The organism is Geobacter benzoatilyticus (assembly GCF_017338855.1).
Lineage (GTDB): Bacteria > Desulfobacterota > Desulfuromonadia > Geobacterales > Geobacteraceae > Geobacter > Geobacter benzoatilyticus.
In genome coordinates, this window is record NZ_CP071382.1 from 599,368 (window position 1) to 614,601 (window position 15,234).

The 15,234-nt window shown below is 56.4% G+C and carries 18 protein-coding genes; 5 read left to right on the forward strand and 13 right to left on the reverse strand.

All coding sequences use genetic code 11. The annotated features are described in order from the left end of the window. Nucleotides 1–8 precede the first annotated feature (8 nt). Together JZM60_RS02730 and JZM60_RS02735 are read left to right on the forward strand one after the other, a co-directional pair. Complete coding sequence (locus tag JZM60_RS02730; protein WP_207164001.1) at nucleotides 9–527, forward strand: chemotaxis protein CheW; 519 nt, start codon at nucleotides 9–11, stop codon at nucleotides 525–527. 68 nt (nucleotides 528–595) lie between these two features. Beyond that, entirely contained in the window at nucleotides 596–1,456 is an 861-nt protein-coding gene (locus tag JZM60_RS02735; RefSeq protein WP_207164002.1) for a response regulator, read from the forward strand. A 13-nt stretch (nucleotides 1,457–1,469) separates the two neighbouring features. On the opposite strand, the gene JZM60_RS02740 is transcribed toward JZM60_RS02735, so the two are convergent. The 3 genes from JZM60_RS02740 to JZM60_RS02750 all read right to left on the reverse strand — a co-directional run bounded on the left by JZM60_RS02740 (nucleotide 1,470) and on the right by JZM60_RS02750 (nucleotide 4,489). After that, nucleotides 1,470–2,342, reverse strand: a complete 873-nt coding sequence (locus JZM60_RS02740) for an EamA family transporter (RefSeq protein ID WP_207164003.1) — start codon at nucleotides 2,340–2,342, stop codon at nucleotides 1,470–1,472. Between the two features lie 115 nt (nucleotides 2,343–2,457). After that, nucleotides 2,458–3,051: a TetR/AcrR family transcriptional regulator gene (locus tag JZM60_RS02745; protein ID WP_207164004.1), complete on the reverse strand. Its 594-nt coding sequence runs from the start codon at nucleotides 3,049–3,051 to the stop codon at nucleotides 2,458–2,460. Between the two features lie 79 nt (nucleotides 3,052–3,130). After that, complete coding sequence (locus JZM60_RS02750; protein ID WP_207164005.1) at nucleotides 3,131–4,489, reverse strand: B12-binding domain-containing radical SAM protein; 1,359 nt, start codon at nucleotides 4,487–4,489, stop codon at nucleotides 3,131–3,133. A 287-nt stretch (nucleotides 4,490–4,776) separates the two neighbouring features. On the opposite strand from JZM60_RS02750, the gene JZM60_RS02755 reads away from it, so the two are divergent. Then, entirely contained in the window at nucleotides 4,777–5,148 is a 372-nt protein-coding gene (locus tag JZM60_RS02755; protein WP_207164006.1) for a pyridoxamine 5'-phosphate oxidase family protein, read from the forward strand. A 138-nt stretch (nucleotides 5,149–5,286) separates the two neighbouring features. On the opposite strand, the gene JZM60_RS02760 is transcribed toward JZM60_RS02755, so the two are convergent. After that, nucleotides 5,287–5,727 carry a DUF2721 domain-containing protein gene (locus tag JZM60_RS02760; protein ID WP_207164007.1) on the reverse strand — a complete coding sequence of 147 codons (441 nt, stop codon included), beginning with the start codon at nucleotides 5,725–5,727 and terminating at the stop codon, nucleotides 5,287–5,289. Nucleotides 5,728–5,796: 69 nt separating this feature from the next. Next, a complete protein-coding gene (locus JZM60_RS02765) occupies nucleotides 5,797–6,357 on the reverse strand; it encodes a cysteine hydrolase family protein (protein WP_207164008.1) in 561 nt (186 codons plus the stop codon). Nucleotides 6,358–6,710: 353 nt separating this feature from the next. Here JZM60_RS02765 and JZM60_RS02770 point away from each other — a divergent pair, with 353 nt between their 5' ends. Then, a complete protein-coding gene (locus JZM60_RS02770; protein ID WP_207164009.1) occupies nucleotides 6,711–7,736 on the forward strand; it encodes an STAS-like domain-containing protein in 1,026 nt (341 codons plus the stop codon). A gap of 35 nt (nucleotides 7,737–7,771) precedes the next feature. Here JZM60_RS02770 and JZM60_RS02775 read toward each other — a convergent pair whose 3' ends face one another. The 7 genes from JZM60_RS02775 to JZM60_RS02805 form a co-directional block, all read right to left on the reverse strand. Continuing rightward, complete coding sequence (locus JZM60_RS02775; RefSeq protein ID WP_241426351.1) at nucleotides 7,772–8,110, reverse strand: BrnA antitoxin family protein; 339 nt, start codon at nucleotides 8,108–8,110, stop codon at nucleotides 7,772–7,774. Continuing rightward, nucleotides 8,094–8,372, reverse strand: coding sequence for a BrnT family toxin (locus tag JZM60_RS02780; protein ID WP_207164010.1), 279 nt, complete (start codon nucleotides 8,370–8,372; stop codon nucleotides 8,094–8,096). Before JZM60_RS02780 ends, JZM60_RS02775 begins: the two co-directional genes overlap by 17 nt. Before the next feature lie 244 nt (nucleotides 8,373–8,616). Beyond that, entirely contained in the window at nucleotides 8,617–9,978 is a 1,362-nt protein-coding gene (locus JZM60_RS02785) for an SBBP repeat-containing protein (protein WP_207164011.1), read from the reverse strand. A gap of 327 nt (nucleotides 9,979–10,305) precedes the next feature. Next, nucleotides 10,306–10,731 (reverse strand): hypothetical protein, encoded by a 426-nt coding sequence (locus tag JZM60_RS02790; protein WP_207164012.1) that lies wholly within the window; start codon nucleotides 10,729–10,731, stop codon nucleotides 10,306–10,308. Between the two features lie 265 nt (nucleotides 10,732–10,996). Then, complete coding sequence (locus JZM60_RS02795) at nucleotides 10,997–11,731, reverse strand: GDYXXLXY domain-containing protein (protein WP_207164013.1); 735 nt, start codon at nucleotides 11,729–11,731, stop codon at nucleotides 10,997–10,999. Then, nucleotides 11,731–13,158, reverse strand: coding sequence for a DUF2157 domain-containing protein (locus tag JZM60_RS02800; RefSeq protein WP_207165442.1), 1,428 nt, complete (start codon nucleotides 13,156–13,158; stop codon nucleotides 11,731–11,733). Before JZM60_RS02800 ends, JZM60_RS02795 begins: the two co-directional genes overlap by 1 nt. A gap of 12 nt (nucleotides 13,159–13,170) precedes the next feature. Continuing rightward, nucleotides 13,171–13,776 carry an SAM-dependent methyltransferase gene (locus JZM60_RS02805; RefSeq protein ID WP_207164014.1) on the reverse strand — a complete coding sequence of 202 codons (606 nt, stop codon included), beginning with the start codon at nucleotides 13,774–13,776 and terminating at the stop codon, nucleotides 13,171–13,173. An 86-nt stretch (nucleotides 13,777–13,862) separates the two neighbouring features. On the opposite strand from JZM60_RS02805, the gene JZM60_RS02810 reads away from it, so the two are divergent. Next, nucleotides 13,863–14,567 carry a YkgJ family cysteine cluster protein gene (locus JZM60_RS02810; protein WP_207164015.1) on the forward strand — a complete coding sequence of 235 codons (705 nt, stop codon included), beginning with the start codon at nucleotides 13,863–13,865 and terminating at the stop codon, nucleotides 14,565–14,567. Here JZM60_RS02810 and JZM60_RS02815 read toward each other — a convergent pair. Next, on the reverse strand, nucleotides 14,559–15,146 hold the full coding sequence (locus tag JZM60_RS02815; RefSeq protein WP_207165444.1) for a DNA-3-methyladenine glycosylase I: 588 nt from the start codon (nucleotides 15,144–15,146) through the stop codon (nucleotides 14,559–14,561). The two genes, JZM60_RS02810 and JZM60_RS02815, sit on opposite strands and share 9 nt — an antisense overlap. Between the last annotated feature and the right edge of the window lie 88 nt (nucleotides 15,147–15,234).

The following is a 15,234-nucleotide window of genomic DNA, read 5'->3' on the forward strand; positions in this document are numbered from 1 at the left end:
AGAAAATCATGGCACATGCCCTTGTTGCAGAGGAACCGGCAGCGGTGAGATACGAACTGACGCAACTCGTCAGCTTTACCGTCGAGGGAGAGCAATTCGGGGTTGACGTATTAAAAGTAAGCGAAATAATACGGCTTCCCTCCATTACCCACGTTCCAACAGCCCCCCCATACGTGGAAGGGATCATCAACCTTAGGGGAAGCTTGATTCCTGTCATATCTATGCGCGAGAGGTTTGGCTTTCAACTGGCCGAAAGCGACAGCCGGACCCGGATCATCGTCATGACCGTCGGGAACTCCCTGATGGGATTCAAGGTTGATACCGTTTCCGAGGTAATGCGTGTCTCGGGGAGCGACATCCAGTATCCCCCCACCATGCTGTCAGGCAGCGACAGCCACCAATGCCTCATCGGGGTAATCAACCTGGCGGCTCAGATGCTGATCATTATTGACCCGGAAAAGATGTTTTCGGAAGCCGAGGTGGAACAAGTTTTTCTAAAGCAACAAATAACAGGAGTCGATGAATAAACCAGGGACACAAACCGGGCTTCGCAAGCATTCACGAAGTCACGGTATTCCCGAAAGTTGGAGGGAACATGCCGAACACCAATGGGGCAGGAGGCCCCGGGAAAAATCTCTCGGGGAATTCACTGGCCGGCAAGCGGATACTCCTGGCGGAGGACGCCCTTTGCAATCAGAGACTCGCAGTCGCTACCCTGACAAAAGCCGGCATGGAGGTAACTATCGCCAATAACGGTGCCGAAGCAATCGAGTTGGTCAAGGAGCAGAACTTCGACCTGGTGATCATGGACATCATGATGCCGGTCATGGATGGGCTGACGGCTGCCCATCAGATCCGCCAACTATCGAAGCCAGGCATCGACGCCCTCCCCATCCTCGCTTTCACGGCCAGCGAAAATGACGATGATGTCCGGGCAAGCATCAATGCCGGCATGAACGGCTACCTATGCAAACCGTATCCTCCTGCAGCCCTGCTGCAGGAGATAGGCCGCCTGCTTCAGCTTCCTTGCGGCACTGTCGCGCCGGCGGCAGAGGCGCAACAGTGCCCCGAAACAAACGGCGAATCGCCAAACCGGCCTTTGCCCACCGATTGGGAAGAGGGCATCAGGCAAATCGGGGGGAATCGCGATCTGCACCGGCAACTGCTGCGGCAATTCGTGAAGGACTACGGGGAAACGGCCGAGGAAGTACGCGCGGAAATGGAAAGGGGGAACCGATGCCGGGCAGCCGATATCGCCCACGCCATCAAGAGCGCCGCCGGCCTGGTGGCGGCGTTGCAACTCCAGACCATTGCCCGTGACCTCGAGACGGCTCTGCGAAAAGGTTCCGAATGCTGCGACCCTCTCCTTGCCCTTTTTGTTGCCGAGTTCGACGCGGTGCTCACAGCCGTGGGCAAACACCTTGCCACCGGAAAAACGACAACACATCCATCCTAGAAAACAGGTTGCATTATCCCAGCCGTATCATGACGGCCCCGGCCAGGATCACCAGCGCCGCGCCTAGCCTGATGCGGCCGCACGACTCCCCCAGGAAGAGGATGCCGATGAGCACCCCCATGAGGATGCTCACCTGGCGCACCGGCACCGCATAGCTCATGGGGGAGAGGTTCAGGCCGTAGCGGAAGGTGAGGAAAGATGCCATCATGATCGGTCCGCTTATGAGGATGAGCCGCCAGTGCTCCCGCAGTTCCTCAACGACAAGGGGACGATAGCAGGAGCGAAGGAGATTGACCGACATCAGCCCCAGCATGATGAGCACGAGGAAATAGGTGAAGTAGAGGGGTGAGTAGTGCCGCACCCCCACCTTCTCGGCGATGGAGCCGAGGGAGTAGATGAACCCCGCCGCCAGGGCATTCTGCACCGTGGAGGAACCGAGGTTGCGGAAGGGTCGGAGGAATTCGTCCAGGGAGATGCGCTCCATTTGCACCGAAAACGCCCCCAGGATCACCAGCAGGATGCCGGCAACACCCGGCATCGACAACCGCTCCCCCAGGATGCTCATCCCCCAGACGGGAACGTACACCATGGAAGTCTGGGAAAGGGGGTAAACCACCGACAGGTCGCCCCCCCGGTAGGCGCGGCCGTTGAGGAGATGGTAGAGGACGAAGCAGACCGCCCCCGCCGTCACCAGCAGGAAGGTCGAGGGGTCGGGCCACCGAAACCGCTCCGGCAGAAACGGTATCGTAACGGTAAAAAGGGCGCTGGAGGCCACGAACATCCACCAGATGAAGACCGTCTTGTGCCGGCTCCGCTTCACCAGCAGGTTCCAGAGGGCGTGCATCACGGCGGATATTACGATGAGGGTAAAGGCGAGAGTGCTCACCGGAGGAGTATAGCGAAACTAAAATTTTAGCGATACTAAAAAATTTAGTTTCGCTATCCACAAAACAGCTGCATGCATTCCGCCTCCCACCGCAGCGCGCCGCAGAACGTTACGATCAGCGGTCCACCTGCGCACCATAAGCTTCAAGAATGTTCCGGAGAAGCTCAATCCCCCTCCCGAGGGTATTGTCGTTGACTTCCTCTCCCCCCACTTCCAGGTAGTTTAGCCAGAAAAGCGCAATCAGCCAGATCTCCTCGGTCAGCAGCGCCCGTTCCCGCTCTGGAAGAGTTCTGATCACCCCCAACTCCATTGAGCTGTCAACGGAGTGCCGAACCAGGGCAAGCAGGGCGTGGTGCGTCTGCTGGAAACGCTCCCGCAGGAGAGGGTCGGCCATGATCAGGGCCGTCAACTCGCGCTTGAAAAAGCGGTAACGCCAGTTGTACTCCTGGATCATGACGAAAGTCCGTTCCATCGCCTCCAGGGTGCCGACGGGACATACGTCGGTAATGAGCCGGTACTGCTCCAGGCCGTAGGCGTCCATCTGCTCGAAGATGGCGCGGATGATGTCTTCCTTGTTGCGGAAATGGTAGTAGAGGTTGCCGGGGCTGATGCCTGCTGCAGCGGCGATATGGTTGGTGGTCACCGCCTTGGTCCCCTGCCCGTTGAAGAGTTCGATGGCGGTTTCGATGATTCTGTCGCGGGTTTTCATGGCCGGAACTTTAGCAGATGGCGATAACGATAGCCACCGGAAAGAATCGCTCTTCCGGCGGCTGCCCAGCCAGGGTGACTCAGTAATCCAGGTGTGCCGCGCGGGCCTTTTCCAGAATTCGGCTGAACAGCCTGATCCGCATCAGCATCCCCCGCAGCCCGAAGCGGGCGAGGGTTGGAAGCACCCGGTGAAACGGCACCGCCTTGACCCATAGATTGGCCAGTTCCTCGTTGAACTCCCGAAGCGGCAGCGTGGTGGGGAGGAGCGCGTGGATCATGTCGTACAACTCCGGCTTGCGGGAAATGAGCTCCTCTTCCCTGGCCGCATACAACTCGGTCCCGGGAAGCGGCGTCAACACCGTAAAGGTGGCGTACTTGTGCTTCAGGCGCCGCACATGGCCCAGGAGGTTCCGGAAATCCTCGCGGGTATAGGCGGGATCGACCATGTAGGACGCATACATCATCACCCCCAGGTCATCGAGGATTTTCACCGCCTTTTCCTGCTGGGCGATGGTCACCCCCTTCTTCATGGCGGCAAGCCGCGCGTCGGAAAAGTCCTCCATGCCGACGAACACCTGGGCCAGGCCGATTTTGGCCCACTTGGCGAACAGCTCCGGGTGGTCGACGATGGTATCCACCCGCCCGTAGAGGAAATAATTCTTCCTGATCCCCGCCTCCCGGATCAGATCGGCCAGCCGGTCCATCCGTTTCACGTCGCACATGGACTCGTCGTCGCAGAAAAAGACGTTGGGCTCGGCGACTCCCCGCAACTCCTCCACCACAGCTTCCGGCGAGCGCCGCAGGTACTTGCCGCCGGTGATGGACCAGAGGGCGCAAAAATTACAGCGGGCGGTGCAGCCGAGGGAAGTGCGCACAGAGGCGAGGGGCTTGAACCATTCGCTGAAGTAGTTCTTGCGGTAGGGAGCGGTGAGGGTCCGGTCGGGAAAGGGGAGCTCGTTCAGGTCGGTATATGGGCGCGGCTCGCTGAAGTCCATGCCGCGGGGGTTCGGGATCGCCACCCCCCTGATGTGGGCAAGATTCCCGCCGTTACCCACGGCCCAGACGATTTCCCGTAGCGTGAACACTCCTTCGCCGATCACCACCATGTCGATGCACGGCTCGTTGAAGTCCGCGGGACGGACCGTGGCATGGTGGCCGCCAACCACGACCAGGAGATCCGGGGATCTTTCCTTCAAACGGCGTGCGATATTCTTGATTATGTTCACGTGGCTGGTGTAGCCGGTGAGCCCCACCAAGTCCGGACGGAAGCCATCGAAAGCCCCATCGATATCCGGTTCGATGCGGGCATCCAGCAACCGGACTTCGTGGCCGTCCAGCTTGAGGCCGGCGCCCAGGTATTCGAGAGCAAGGGGCTCGAACATGAAAACCCGGTCCGTGATGGGGTCACAGCTTGGAGGCTGAATGAGGAGCACTTTCATGATGGGTCCTCTCTTTCCGGCTCGGTTAGAGTTTTTATTCTAATAGAGTAAAAGCTCTAAAATTGCAAGCGCGAAAAAAGAAGAAATTATAGGGGGGGGTCAGGTCTCAACAATTAACAATATCCTTATTTGAGCCCCCCCTCTGTTCTTTCCCTGTTCTTTTCATCATTTGCGATGACCGTTTCCAAGAGCTTCTTGCGCATCAGCCCCTGGTCGGTTATGGTTCAGAATAACTTTCCATCATTGCGTGGAGCGGCACACCCATCGACTCACAGGAGGCAACATTCATGATTCCCGAAAAACTGCAGGAAATTCTGAAACAGGACGGCATCGTCGCCATCGCAACGATGGGGCAGGACGGGCCGCACATGGTCAACACCTGGAACAGTTACGTCCGGATATCCGCCGATGGTCGGTTGCTGATTCCCGCCGGTTACATGCACCGGACCGAGGCGAACATCGCCTTTAACCCCGAAGTACTGATCACGCTGGGAAGCAGTAAAGTTCAGGGGCTGCATGGTCCCGGCGCCGGCTTTCTGATCAAAGGAAAGGCAGCGTTCATAACGTCCGGCCCCGATTATGACCTGCTGAAGTCAAAGTTCGATTGGCTGCGCGCCACCCTGGCCGTTACCCCCGATTCCGTGACTCAGACATGGTAGCCGGCAAATAGACTGCACCTCCAGGCGTCCCGGCAGCAAAACCGGCACAGGGCTCGAAGCTCCGGGACGGCTGACGCCATCGGGCGGCCGCCCCCCCTGCAAGGCGAGGGCGATTTCGCATGCGGCAGAAATCGTGAATCACCGGTTGCCGATACGCAGGTTGGCCGTGGCAAGAAAGATTTCGCGCAGGAACCAGAGAAGTCCAATAACCATAAGGAACATAGCCATTATGAAGAGCATGGCGACAGGTATGGCGAAATTGAAATGGACAAACGAGCCCAGGAAGAGAACGGCGATTACGCTGCAGATCAACAATGCCGTCATCGTACAACAGGTGATGGCCAGGTTGATGAGCTTGGCGCGGCGGGAGAGGATGCAGAGATGAGCCGTAATGCCGGCCACATCTTCCGGCGCCGCGTTCTCCAGCCTCCCCTCCAGGAGCCTGGCCCGGTCAATGACCCGTCCCAGGCGGTTCGTCATCACCCCCAGAATGGCACCTATGGCGGTAAGCAAAAAAACAGGGGCAACCGCCAGGTGAATGGCATTGGAAACATTGCTTATGTCGTACAGTTCACGCATTAATTTCTCTCCGCCATATATGTAGTTTTTTCCGGTGACCGCGCCAGCGCGGCACGCCTGCCCCGGCACTCAGCCGTTCTTCCCCGAAAAAGAGCCGACCCACGACGCCGTGGTCATCACCGTGGCGAACATAAGCTGCTGGGTCACCAGCACCGCCCGATGCAACTCTTCGGCAGTGACGGAGCCGGCGTTGTTTGAAAACGCCAGCGTCCCCGTGGCATCGGAGAGGAACTCCACGGCGAAGCCCCGGTGAAACGCCTCGCGGGAAGTGGTGTCGCAGCACATCTGGGTCATGTAGCCGCTGATGACCACGGTGCCGATCCCCCGCTCCCGGAGCCAGGACTCCAGGCCCGTGTTCGTGAAGCTCCCCGGCAACTGTTTCTCCAGCAGCAGGTCATGGGGGCGCCGGGCCACCTCGGGGTGAAGGTCCCAGGCAGGAGTTCCCGGCTGAAAGCTCCCCGCACCGGGGCGGGGCGAAGAATGACGGACGACAACCACCGGAATGCCGTTCGCCGTGGCGGCATCCATGGCCGCAAGGATATTGACGAAACTCCCCGCCGGATGGGTCACAGGCAACGCGCCGGTGAAGTATTCATTTTGCACGTCGATGATCAGCAATGCCTTTTTCATGGTCCTCCGTCCTTTCTTCTATGTATCGATTATAACTCTACCGAATACCTCAACCTGGTGCCAGTCGATTATTTCCACAACGGCCCGTAGGTCCATCGGCCCTTTGGACGTCGACAGGATCAGCCGAATCATCAAGCGGTCAGCGCGGGTAATCAATCTTACCGGCAATAACGGCGGCTCGGCATGACCTGCGCGGCAGGGTACTATCCTGCCGCGTCAGCATCTATGTCGGTGTTGGGCCACTCCACTCGACAAGGTAGCCCATATTGCAAACTTTAAGTTGACAATATTGCGAGGTCTGTTTTACAAATATATATGCAACGGTTTGCAATTACCTGCCATCGAGGGGTGCTATGGAAATCAGAGAATATATCTGCGAATCAGTATTCAAAAACCAAGCTCAAAAGCTTTCGAGATCAGTTTCAGAACACTTCGGCATAAGCCGACAAGCAGCGCAAAAGCACGTCAAAAAGCTGGTAGATGAAGGCATATTGATAATGTCCGGCACTACTAACTCCGCTAAATACAAGTTGGCGTCAATGTCCGACAAATCAACTATGTTTAAGATTTCTCCAGAAATAAATGAAGATGTGGTGTGGCGCTCATTCATTAGGCCAGAATTGGATGAGATACCACACAATGTTCTCTCTATCTGTCAGTATGGCTTTACAGAAATGTTTAATAACGTTATTGATCATTCAGAAGGAACTGACGTAATTGTAGCAGTACAGAGATCGGCATACCACCTAGAGCTGTCGGTCAAAGATAATGGTGTTGGTATATTCCGTAAAATTAAACGTGTTTTTGGCTTGGATGACGAACGTCATGCAATTCTTGAACTTTCTAAAGGAAAATTAACATCTGATCCTTCACGACACAGTGGTGAAGGAATCTTTTTTACTAGTAGAATGTTTGACCGCTTTGCAATACTTTCAGGAAAACAATATTTCTCACACACCACTGAGCATGACGATTGGTTGTTGGACGTAGAAGAAAATGGTGAAGGCACCTCAGTTTTTATGGAAATACGAGTTAATAGCAAAAGAACAACAAAAGAAATTTTTGAAGAATATGCCACAACTGATCATCCAGGATTTTACAAGACTCATGTTCCAGTAGCTCTGGCTCAATATGGTGATGAGAATATGGTGTCACGTTCTCAAGCTAAGAGAGTTTTAGCACGGGTTGACAAATTTACCGAAGTAATTCTAGATTTTAAAGGCGTCATGGAGGTCGGGCAGGCCTTTGTCGATGAAATCTTCAGGGTTTTCTCCCAAAGTCACCCTGAGGTCCATTTATTTTACATTAATGCAAACGATTCTATTGAATGGATGATCCGTCGAGCGCTTGCTTCAAATGAAAGTGGCTTTAGTATCTAATTTTTCTCGTGTTCAATCCACACAACGTTGGAGAGCTAACCGGCGCGGAGTTTTTTCCCGCGACCGGTTGAGCGCGCGGTTAGGCATGATTCCCATGTTTCATGAATAGCTTCGCGTACCACGTCCGTCAGCCTCAGTCCTTGGGCAAACTGCTTCAAGGCATCATTCATCAGCGTCTGGTAGTTGCCACCGTTCATCTCGGCCCGTGCCTTGAACGTTGCCAGTACATCGTTATCAACCCGCATGGTAATTCTCGATTTTCCTCCCGCTTCTGCCTGTAATTTGGCAAGGTGCGGCGTTTCGCCAACCGGTTTTGCATCGGTAAAATCAAGGTCTTTGTATTTGTCGTGCATTTTGTCAGAACTGGCTTTCATAGCGCCTCCACTGCGGCTCACTGGCTTTCCAGGCCGAAATGATCCGGATTGTTTCGCCTCTGTAGGTGTAGACAACGATCAGGGTTCGATTCTTCCCACCCATGCCAAACGTGATGATAAAGCGTTGCTCGTTTTTCGAGTCACTGTCCTCACGAGTTAATGCGTAGGGATCAAGCAAAACATGCCGGGCTTCCTCAAAGGTAACGCCATCATTATTCTTAGGGTTTGCCGCTGCCTTTTCGGAATCCCAGATGATTTTCATGGTTTTATTGTATGCACAAAAGTATGTACTATCAAGAAGCTAAGGATGATGGGAGAGAAGTCTTGTTGAGGTCAGAGAAAGAACATCCCTTTGGATTGAGGGCAAGTAACGAGGTTAAGGGGACTGAGAAGGGGACGTAGTTGATTTGTTGATTTAAGCGTTGAGTTAGTAAACTAATCAACTACGTCCCCCGAGTGGGCCCGGTTTTCTCCCGAGGGGGCACTGATCCGCTTTAGGGTCACAGCTAATGAAAGCCAGATGACAAGTCAAACCCCGCAATTATCATATCCGTTCCACTGGTTACCACTGATGGGGTGAGGTCCCAGTGGGAATAGGCAGACCCTGTTACGTACAGACTTTCAGGCCCCACTGCACAGCCGTAACCAGCCATGAAAACACCTGAGAACCCCAGTTGTTTTTGCCACTTTTTGTCTCCATTCGGACCATACTTAACAACCACTATATCACCAACACCTGTCACTATATTCCCGTCTAGAGCAACTTGGGTGTACCCTGTGGGGTACACATTCCCGGAAGCATCTACAGCAACCGCTTGGAAAACAGCATCAGAAGTGGCAGTTTGTTCTTCCTTCGACCATTGCACATTGCCATTGCTGTCGAATTTCAAAAGAAGAAGGCTTGCGTGGGAATTGTAATTGTAACCTGCGATGTAAGTGTTGCCTTGGTTATCGGCTGCGACCCCATTGGCTCTCGAGGCAACGGTTCCGGAACCGAATGTCTTTGCCCATTGGAGGTTCCCGTTGACGTCGAATTTAGCATTGAATACAGACGAATACGGCCAATGAGATGAGTCGTTGGCATCAAATTGACCTGTAGTCCAACCGGTTATGTAAATATTAGATGATGAATCAACTGCAATTCCGTTCCCAATGGTCTTTGGAAAACCAGTATAAGATGACGACGCACCCAATAGTTTGGACCACACTTTATCTCCATTGCTGCGGTATTTCACGAGGAAGGTATCTGTATCGCCGACAAATGGGTTACCGTCGAAAGCATAAGGATGAACTAATTTGCTGGAAAATCCTGTAACATAGACGCTGCTGTCGCTATCAACGGCGACACCGTGTGCTTCGGTAGAAGCATATGTTTCCCCCAGCAGTCTCGACCATAACTTAACGCCTTGTGGGGTGAACTTAACCAGGAACATTTCCCTGTTGCCATCAGTGATGTGCCCGTCAAGTTCTCCCTCTGTATAACCAGTTACATAAACATTGCTTGCACCGTCAATGGCAACCCCGGTAGCTTTAGTAACAGCGCCCGTCACCCCCAATTGGGTCGACCACATCTTGGAGCCATTCTTGTCGTACTTGACAAGAAGTAGATCGGAGTTACCCATCTTTATGCCTGAATCGAAACTGCCTTCTGTGTACCCGGCAACTACGATATTGCCGGCGCTGTCAACTGCTATTGAATTGCCCCGGTCATTCCCATACGACCCGGACATGATTGCTAACTGATTTTTCGGGGGTACAGAAGAGCTATCGGCCACATCAACAGTTGAAGAGTCTCCTCCGCATCCTGAAAGGCCAAAGATTATGATAAACAGGAGTACAGCCCGTACACTACGATAGGTAGTGATCATCAGTTCCCTCCTTTTTCCCCTAACGGGCATCGCGGAAATCCGCGCGAAAATCCGGAAAAACCGAACGCAGAAAAGGGTACAACGCAGAAAAGGGGACAGAACGCAGAAAAGGGGACAGGCTACTTTTACCTCATCTGGTGCCCGTTACCACGGTTAATAAGGTAGTAAATTTCTCTGCCAGCATGTACTCGCGCGATTCTAGGCATCGCACTACCTCAAAAAGTAGCCTGCCCCTTTTTTTGAATCTGATTCGAATAGAATCTACCGTTTGGGACGGGTGCATTTTCTCGTTGGTATCATAGATTCTAACGTTCTATAGGCATTACCCTATTTATCAGTAGCAAGAGGATTTCCCTTCTCATCTGTCAATTTGCTACCTTTTTCATCTGTAATAAAGGTACCACCGTCAATAATGGTAACTGGATTCTCCTTATAAATCACTTGTGGTTTAGGCAATGACCTTTCTTTTAATAATTTCATAGCGTTTGGTGACAGTTTTATTTCAGAGTATATATTAATTGTCTTTATTGCCCAATCCCTTAAAGATTGGTTTTGGTTAGTCGGTTTAGCATTAAGAATACCTACAGCTATCTCTATATTTTTCAGACTAATCTCCTTGTCTTTCTGCAACTGTTCTTTTACTTTCATCGCATTATTATAATATATTCCGGCTGTAGCTAGCACCACTGGCACAAGAAGTGTCGCAAATATTTTAGCAATAATATCTGCTTTATCCCATCTGTCCTTTGGCATAATTACCTCGGCTTCTATGAAATTCAGAATTCCTTTGATTTGTTACGCATTTCAACTCGTAATTGACCGATTCACATATGCGCGCAGAACCGTTAATCTACCCAAATGGAAACTTGGGAAAAAGGAACCACACCGCCGCCAGGCCATCCTCCTCCACAAGAGAGAATACCTTCGGAACTGTAGCAAAATCCCCATGATTAGCAATATCCAATACCATTGAATAAGCGGCAGAGACAGCTCCCGCACTCGCCTTCAGCCCATCCTCTCAGCGCAGCCGTTTCCCGTCCATAAGCAGGCCGGTGATGGTCCCCTTGCCGTCGCGGCGGAGGCTCACCTCCACCCGCAGGTCACTGGCGTTGCGGGCGGCTTCGATGGCCCGCCCCTTCCCTTCTTCGACAAAATAGTTCTCGATGCCGTAGTTAACCGCTACCTGGCGGCTCCGGCGCTCCCGCACTTCCTCCACGGTGCCGATCACCTGGCGCCACTCCTTGTTCCAGCAGCCGTCGCCGGAGTCGGCCCTGCTTATGTTCATGACGGCATCCTGGGCATTGAGGCAGAGGCGAATGCGATCCCCCTGTTTGAAGGTGAACCAGCGGGGGCGCAGCACCTGTATCGCTCCGGCATCGTCGCGCACCGTAATTTCCCAGCGCGAAATCGGGGTCGCCCCCCTCAGTACCCGCCCCTGGATATAGGTGCCGGATGTCGGTTCGATCGTGCGGAGGGCCGTGGGGCGGTACGTGCCGTCGGCCTCCCGCTGAAGCAGGACGTAGACCCGGTCGTTGCGCCGGAAATCATCCCGCGCTCCGAGCTGGTCGATATCCAGGTTGGTGATGCCGTAGGTGAGCTGCACGTAATCCCCCCGGAAGAGGTCCCGGGGGTCCACCGGTTCGGTGCGGAGCAGGACGCTGGTTCCAGTGGCGACCCACCACTGGCGGTACCCGGCGATCCCCGCGAGGAGAAGGGCCTGCAGGAGGACGAGGGCAATGAATTTCACGCGCATCAGGCCACCTCCCCTTTGTGGAACGACTCGATGACGCTGCGGCGCTTACGTTCGAGGAAAACGCCACCCGCCAGCAGGATGAGCCCCCCCGCGATGAAAAAGAGGGAGCGGGGGAGCAGCTTCCAGAAGAAATCCACGTAGCGGGCGATGATGTCGATGACGAAGAAGATGAGCCCCAGGTTGATGTAGGCGGTCGTGCGGCGCAGGTAGCCGAGGACGATGATACCTATCAAACCGGCGGCGTAGATCAGATTGGCCACGATGGCGACGGCGCTTGCCCCGCCTTCGGTATTTACGCCGGTGAAGCCGGTGGCGAGATAGATGACGCCCGCCATGGCAGCACAGAGGATGAGAATCTCGGCCTTCCACCCCTTTTCCGGCTCCCGGAGCCGCGCCCGGAGAAGGACCGCGCCGCAGAAGAGGACCCCCATCACCCCCAGGAAGGGGCTGAGTCCGTCAGCGGCCCGCCAGTGGCGAAAGACCTCGGCAAAGGTAAGGAAAAAGGCGCAGAGGAAGGTGACGGCCACGCCCAGTTGGAGCCATGGCGCCGCCATGTCGCGAAGCGCCGGAGCGCCCCGGTGGGCGAGCCCCACGCCCCAGAGGAGGAGCCCGGCGGCAAGAAAGAGCGAGATCATCGCCAGCCCGCTGTAGCCGTACTCCCCTTCGAGGTGAAACCCGGCCTCCGTGCCGAGCCAGACGAGCAGCACGCCGATGGCCAGGGTGAGGATGCTTTTGAACCGGAGCAGGTAGGCCAGGGGAAGGATGGCGAGCCCCCACATGAGGGGGCCGTTCGGGTAGTGGACTGATACGTGGAAGATCTGGGCGACGAGGAAGATGCCGCCGCCGAAGATCACGGTGCCGAGGAAGATGAGAGAGGCACCAACCCTGGGGAAGGTCCCCCCCTCGTAGCGGAGCCGGTAGCCGGCGTCGTAGCTTCCTAGCATGGCGGAGAAGATGATGGCGAGCTTTCCCCAGCGGGGAATCTCGGACCAGTTGGAGGAGATGAAGAGAAGGATGCCGACCCCCACGAGGATCGAGCCGAGCACCGAGATGACCGTCACCAGCCTCCCCGGCCCCGCCTTCTCCTCCACCTCGCGAAGCCGCCGGTAGCGGGCCATGATACGGTCCCGCTGCCCCGCGTCGATGAGCCCCTCATCCTGCCACGCCGCGGTCTCCCGTTCGAGCTTCCGGACAAAGGAGATCCCCTCGTCGTGCGCCCCGGCGGAGGCGACGCCCCCGGCGGCCGGAGATTTTTCCGCGGCACGGGGAGGCGGAGCGGCAACGGGGGGCGGGGCTGGAGGCGACTCCTCCTTCGCCACGAAGAACCGCTCTTTGCAGCGGGGGCAGGTTAGGTGCCCCCCCTGACCGGGAATGCGCGCGTCGTCCATCTGGCCGGAAAGGCCGCACTTCGGGCAATTTACCCGCATGAATTCACCTCCTCACGGTTTCCGCGCCACCACCTGCACCACGGCGCCGCGGCCCGTGTGGAGCCGCCCCTCCACCACGTCACGCTCAATCTCCCGCCCCTCCACAAACTCCAGTCCGGCAAGCTCTTCCCGCAGACCGGCCAGGGTCATCATCATATCCTCCGACGGCGGGCCGCCGGTCCGAAGCGCCAGTTGCGCCGGGGTGTATGCCTCCAGAATGAAGAGCCCGCCGGGGCGCAGCCCCTCGACCACCTTGTGGTGGAGAGCCCGGCGCACCGGGAGCGGCACATGGCAGAAGATGGAAACAATGGCGTCCCACCGCCCCGGCTCCAGGGCAAATTCGGCCAGATCGGCGGTCACCGTCTCGATCCGCACGCCGTTATCCCCGGCCAGCCGCGCTGCCTTGGCCAGCCCCACGGCAGAGGAATCCACCGCCACCACCCGATGCCCCAGCTTCGCCAGAAAGACGGCATTTCGCCCCTCCCCTTCCGCCAGGCAAAGGACATCCCCCGTCGGAATCATCCCGCCCTTCCCGGCGAGGAAGGCGTTGGGCTCCCGCCCGTAGGCGAAATCGGCCGTATCGTATCGTTCATCCCATGGTGTTCTCTGGTTGGACATTGCTGCTCCTTTACAATTCAATCCCAATCAATTACTGTCGCCGGTGCCGCCGGCAGCATCTACCGCAGCATACGAAGGAGTTAGTCATGTGGCAAGAGCTTATGGATGAAATAATGGACCAGCAGGCGCTGTTCGACGTTGCCGTCAGGGACTGGCTTGCCGGATACGCCCTGAAGAAGGGGACGATCCACTGCGGGAAGGGGTGCCATGCCTGCTGCAGCCTGGCGGTGAACTGCACGTTCACCGAGGCCCTCGCCGTTTCGGGAGTCCTTGCCGACCGCCATGCCGCCCCCCTTGCCGGGCACGCGGCGGAAATCCGGGCCGCCGCCTTCGCCGCACCTGATTTCCCGTCGTTTCTCCGGGCGCGCCGCTCCCTGGGGGGCTGCCCCTTTCTCGACTCAGACGGCGCTTGCGGCATTTACGACCGGCGCCCCTTCTCCTGCCGCTCACTCCTTTCCACCAAGGAGAGCCGCTGGTGCGGCGCCGACTTCTCGACCCTTTCGCGGGAGGAAAAACAGGGGTTCGTGGAGAGCCTCGACCAGAGCGTTGTGGCGTTTCCCATGCACTACGTGAAAGCGACCCAGGACCTGGGGCAGGACTTCGAGAGCTGTGCCGCCGGCCGCATGGCGGAAACCTTCGGCTTCAACCTCTACGGAAACCTCCCGGTCCTCGTCCATCTGGAGCGGGAGCATCGCCTGAGCGAAACCGCCGCCGGGGGAGTTAATGCGGTGCGCGACCTGGTGGAGCGGGCCGGCTGCAACCACCCCTTCCTCGTGACCTTTTCACCCTGACTCCCGCTGAACCTGTTGCCGGATCTCCCCGTAGCGGCAGCAGGAGGTCACGTGGTCGTTCACCATCCCCACGGCCTGCATGAAGGCGTAGCAGATGGTGGACCCCACGAAATTGAATCCCCGCCGCTTCAAATCCTTGCCCATGGCATCGGACTGCTCCGTCCGGGCCGGCACTTCCGCAAGGGTGCGCCAGGCGTTCTGCCGGGGCCGGTGATCCACGAAGCCCCATAGGTACGCATCCAGCGATCCGAACTCCTCCCGGATTTTCAGGACTCCCCGCGCGTTTTTTATGACCGACTCGATCTTCAGGCGGTTCCGCACAATTCCCCCGTCGGCCAGAAGGCGCTGCACCTCCGGCTCGGACCAGGCGGCGACCGTTTCCGCATCGAAATTGGCGAAGGCCCGGCGGTACGCCTCGCGCTTGCGGAGGATCGTCAGCCACGAAAGCCCCGCCTGGGCACCCTCAAGGATCAGCATCTCGAAAAGGTGCCGGTCGTCGTGCACCGGAACACCCCACTCCTCGTCATGGTAGGCGATGTATAGGGGGTCGGTGCCGCACCAGCCGCATCTTATGGTCATATCATCTCCCATTGATCGATCTCCTCGTACCCGGCGGGTATCATTCTGGTCCACTCCCTGCAAAGACTACCATTCGTTATGTTGCCCA

What these genes read in the sequence shown, in the direction of transcription:
- JZM60_RS02775 (WP_241426351.1), bottom strand. Translation starts at nt 8,110, where the DNA reads ATGAAAGCCAGTTCTGACAAAATGCACGACAAATACAAAGACCTTGAT.
- JZM60_RS02760 (WP_207164007.1), bottom strand. Translation starts at nt 5,727, where the DNA reads ATGCGTGAACTGTACGACATAAGCAATGTTTCCAATGCCATTCACCTG.
- JZM60_RS02790 (WP_207164012.1), bottom strand. Translation starts at nt 10,731, where the DNA reads ATGCCAAAGGACAGATGGGATAAAGCAGATATTATTGCTAAAATATTT.
- JZM60_RS02780 (WP_207164010.1), bottom strand. Translation starts at nt 8,372, where the DNA reads ATGAAAATCATCTGGGATTCCGAAAAGGCAGCGGCAAACCCTAAGAAT.
- JZM60_RS02815 (WP_207165444.1), bottom strand. Translation starts at nt 15,146, where the DNA reads ATGACCATAAGATGCGGCTGGTGCGGCACCGACCCCCTATACATCGCC.
- JZM60_RS02810 (WP_207164015.1), top strand. Translation starts at nt 13,863, where the DNA reads ATGTGGCAAGAGCTTATGGATGAAATAATGGACCAGCAGGCGCTGTTC.
- JZM60_RS02750 (WP_207164005.1), bottom strand. Translation starts at nt 4,489, where the DNA reads ATGAAAGTGCTCCTCATTCAGCCTCCAAGCTGTGACCCCATCACGGAC.
- JZM60_RS02735 (WP_207164002.1), top strand. Translation starts at nt 596, where the DNA reads ATGCCGAACACCAATGGGGCAGGAGGCCCCGGGAAAAATCTCTCGGGG.
- JZM60_RS02795 (WP_207164013.1), bottom strand. Translation starts at nt 11,731, where the DNA reads ATGCGCGTGAAATTCATTGCCCTCGTCCTCCTGCAGGCCCTTCTCCTC.
- JZM60_RS02755 (WP_207164006.1), top strand. Translation starts at nt 4,777, where the DNA reads ATGATTCCCGAAAAACTGCAGGAAATTCTGAAACAGGACGGCATCGTC.
- JZM60_RS02745 (WP_207164004.1), bottom strand. Translation starts at nt 3,051, where the DNA reads ATGAAAACCCGCGACAGAATCATCGAAACCGCCATCGAACTCTTCAAC.
- JZM60_RS02785 (WP_207164011.1), bottom strand. Translation starts at nt 9,978, where the DNA reads ATGATCACTACCTATCGTAGTGTACGGGCTGTACTCCTGTTTATCATA.
- JZM60_RS02770 (WP_207164009.1), top strand. Translation starts at nt 6,711, where the DNA reads ATGGAAATCAGAGAATATATCTGCGAATCAGTATTCAAAAACCAAGCT.
- JZM60_RS02800 (WP_207165442.1), bottom strand. Translation starts at nt 13,158, where the DNA reads ATGCGGGTAAATTGCCCGAAGTGCGGCCTTTCCGGCCAGATGGACGAC.
- JZM60_RS02765 (WP_207164008.1), bottom strand. Translation starts at nt 6,357, where the DNA reads ATGAAAAAGGCATTGCTGATCATCGACGTGCAAAATGAATACTTCACC.
- JZM60_RS02730 (WP_207164001.1), top strand. Translation starts at nt 9, where the DNA reads ATGGCACATGCCCTTGTTGCAGAGGAACCGGCAGCGGTGAGATACGAA.
- JZM60_RS02805 (WP_207164014.1), bottom strand. Translation starts at nt 13,776, where the DNA reads ATGTCCAACCAGAGAACACCATGGGATGAACGATACGATACGGCCGAT.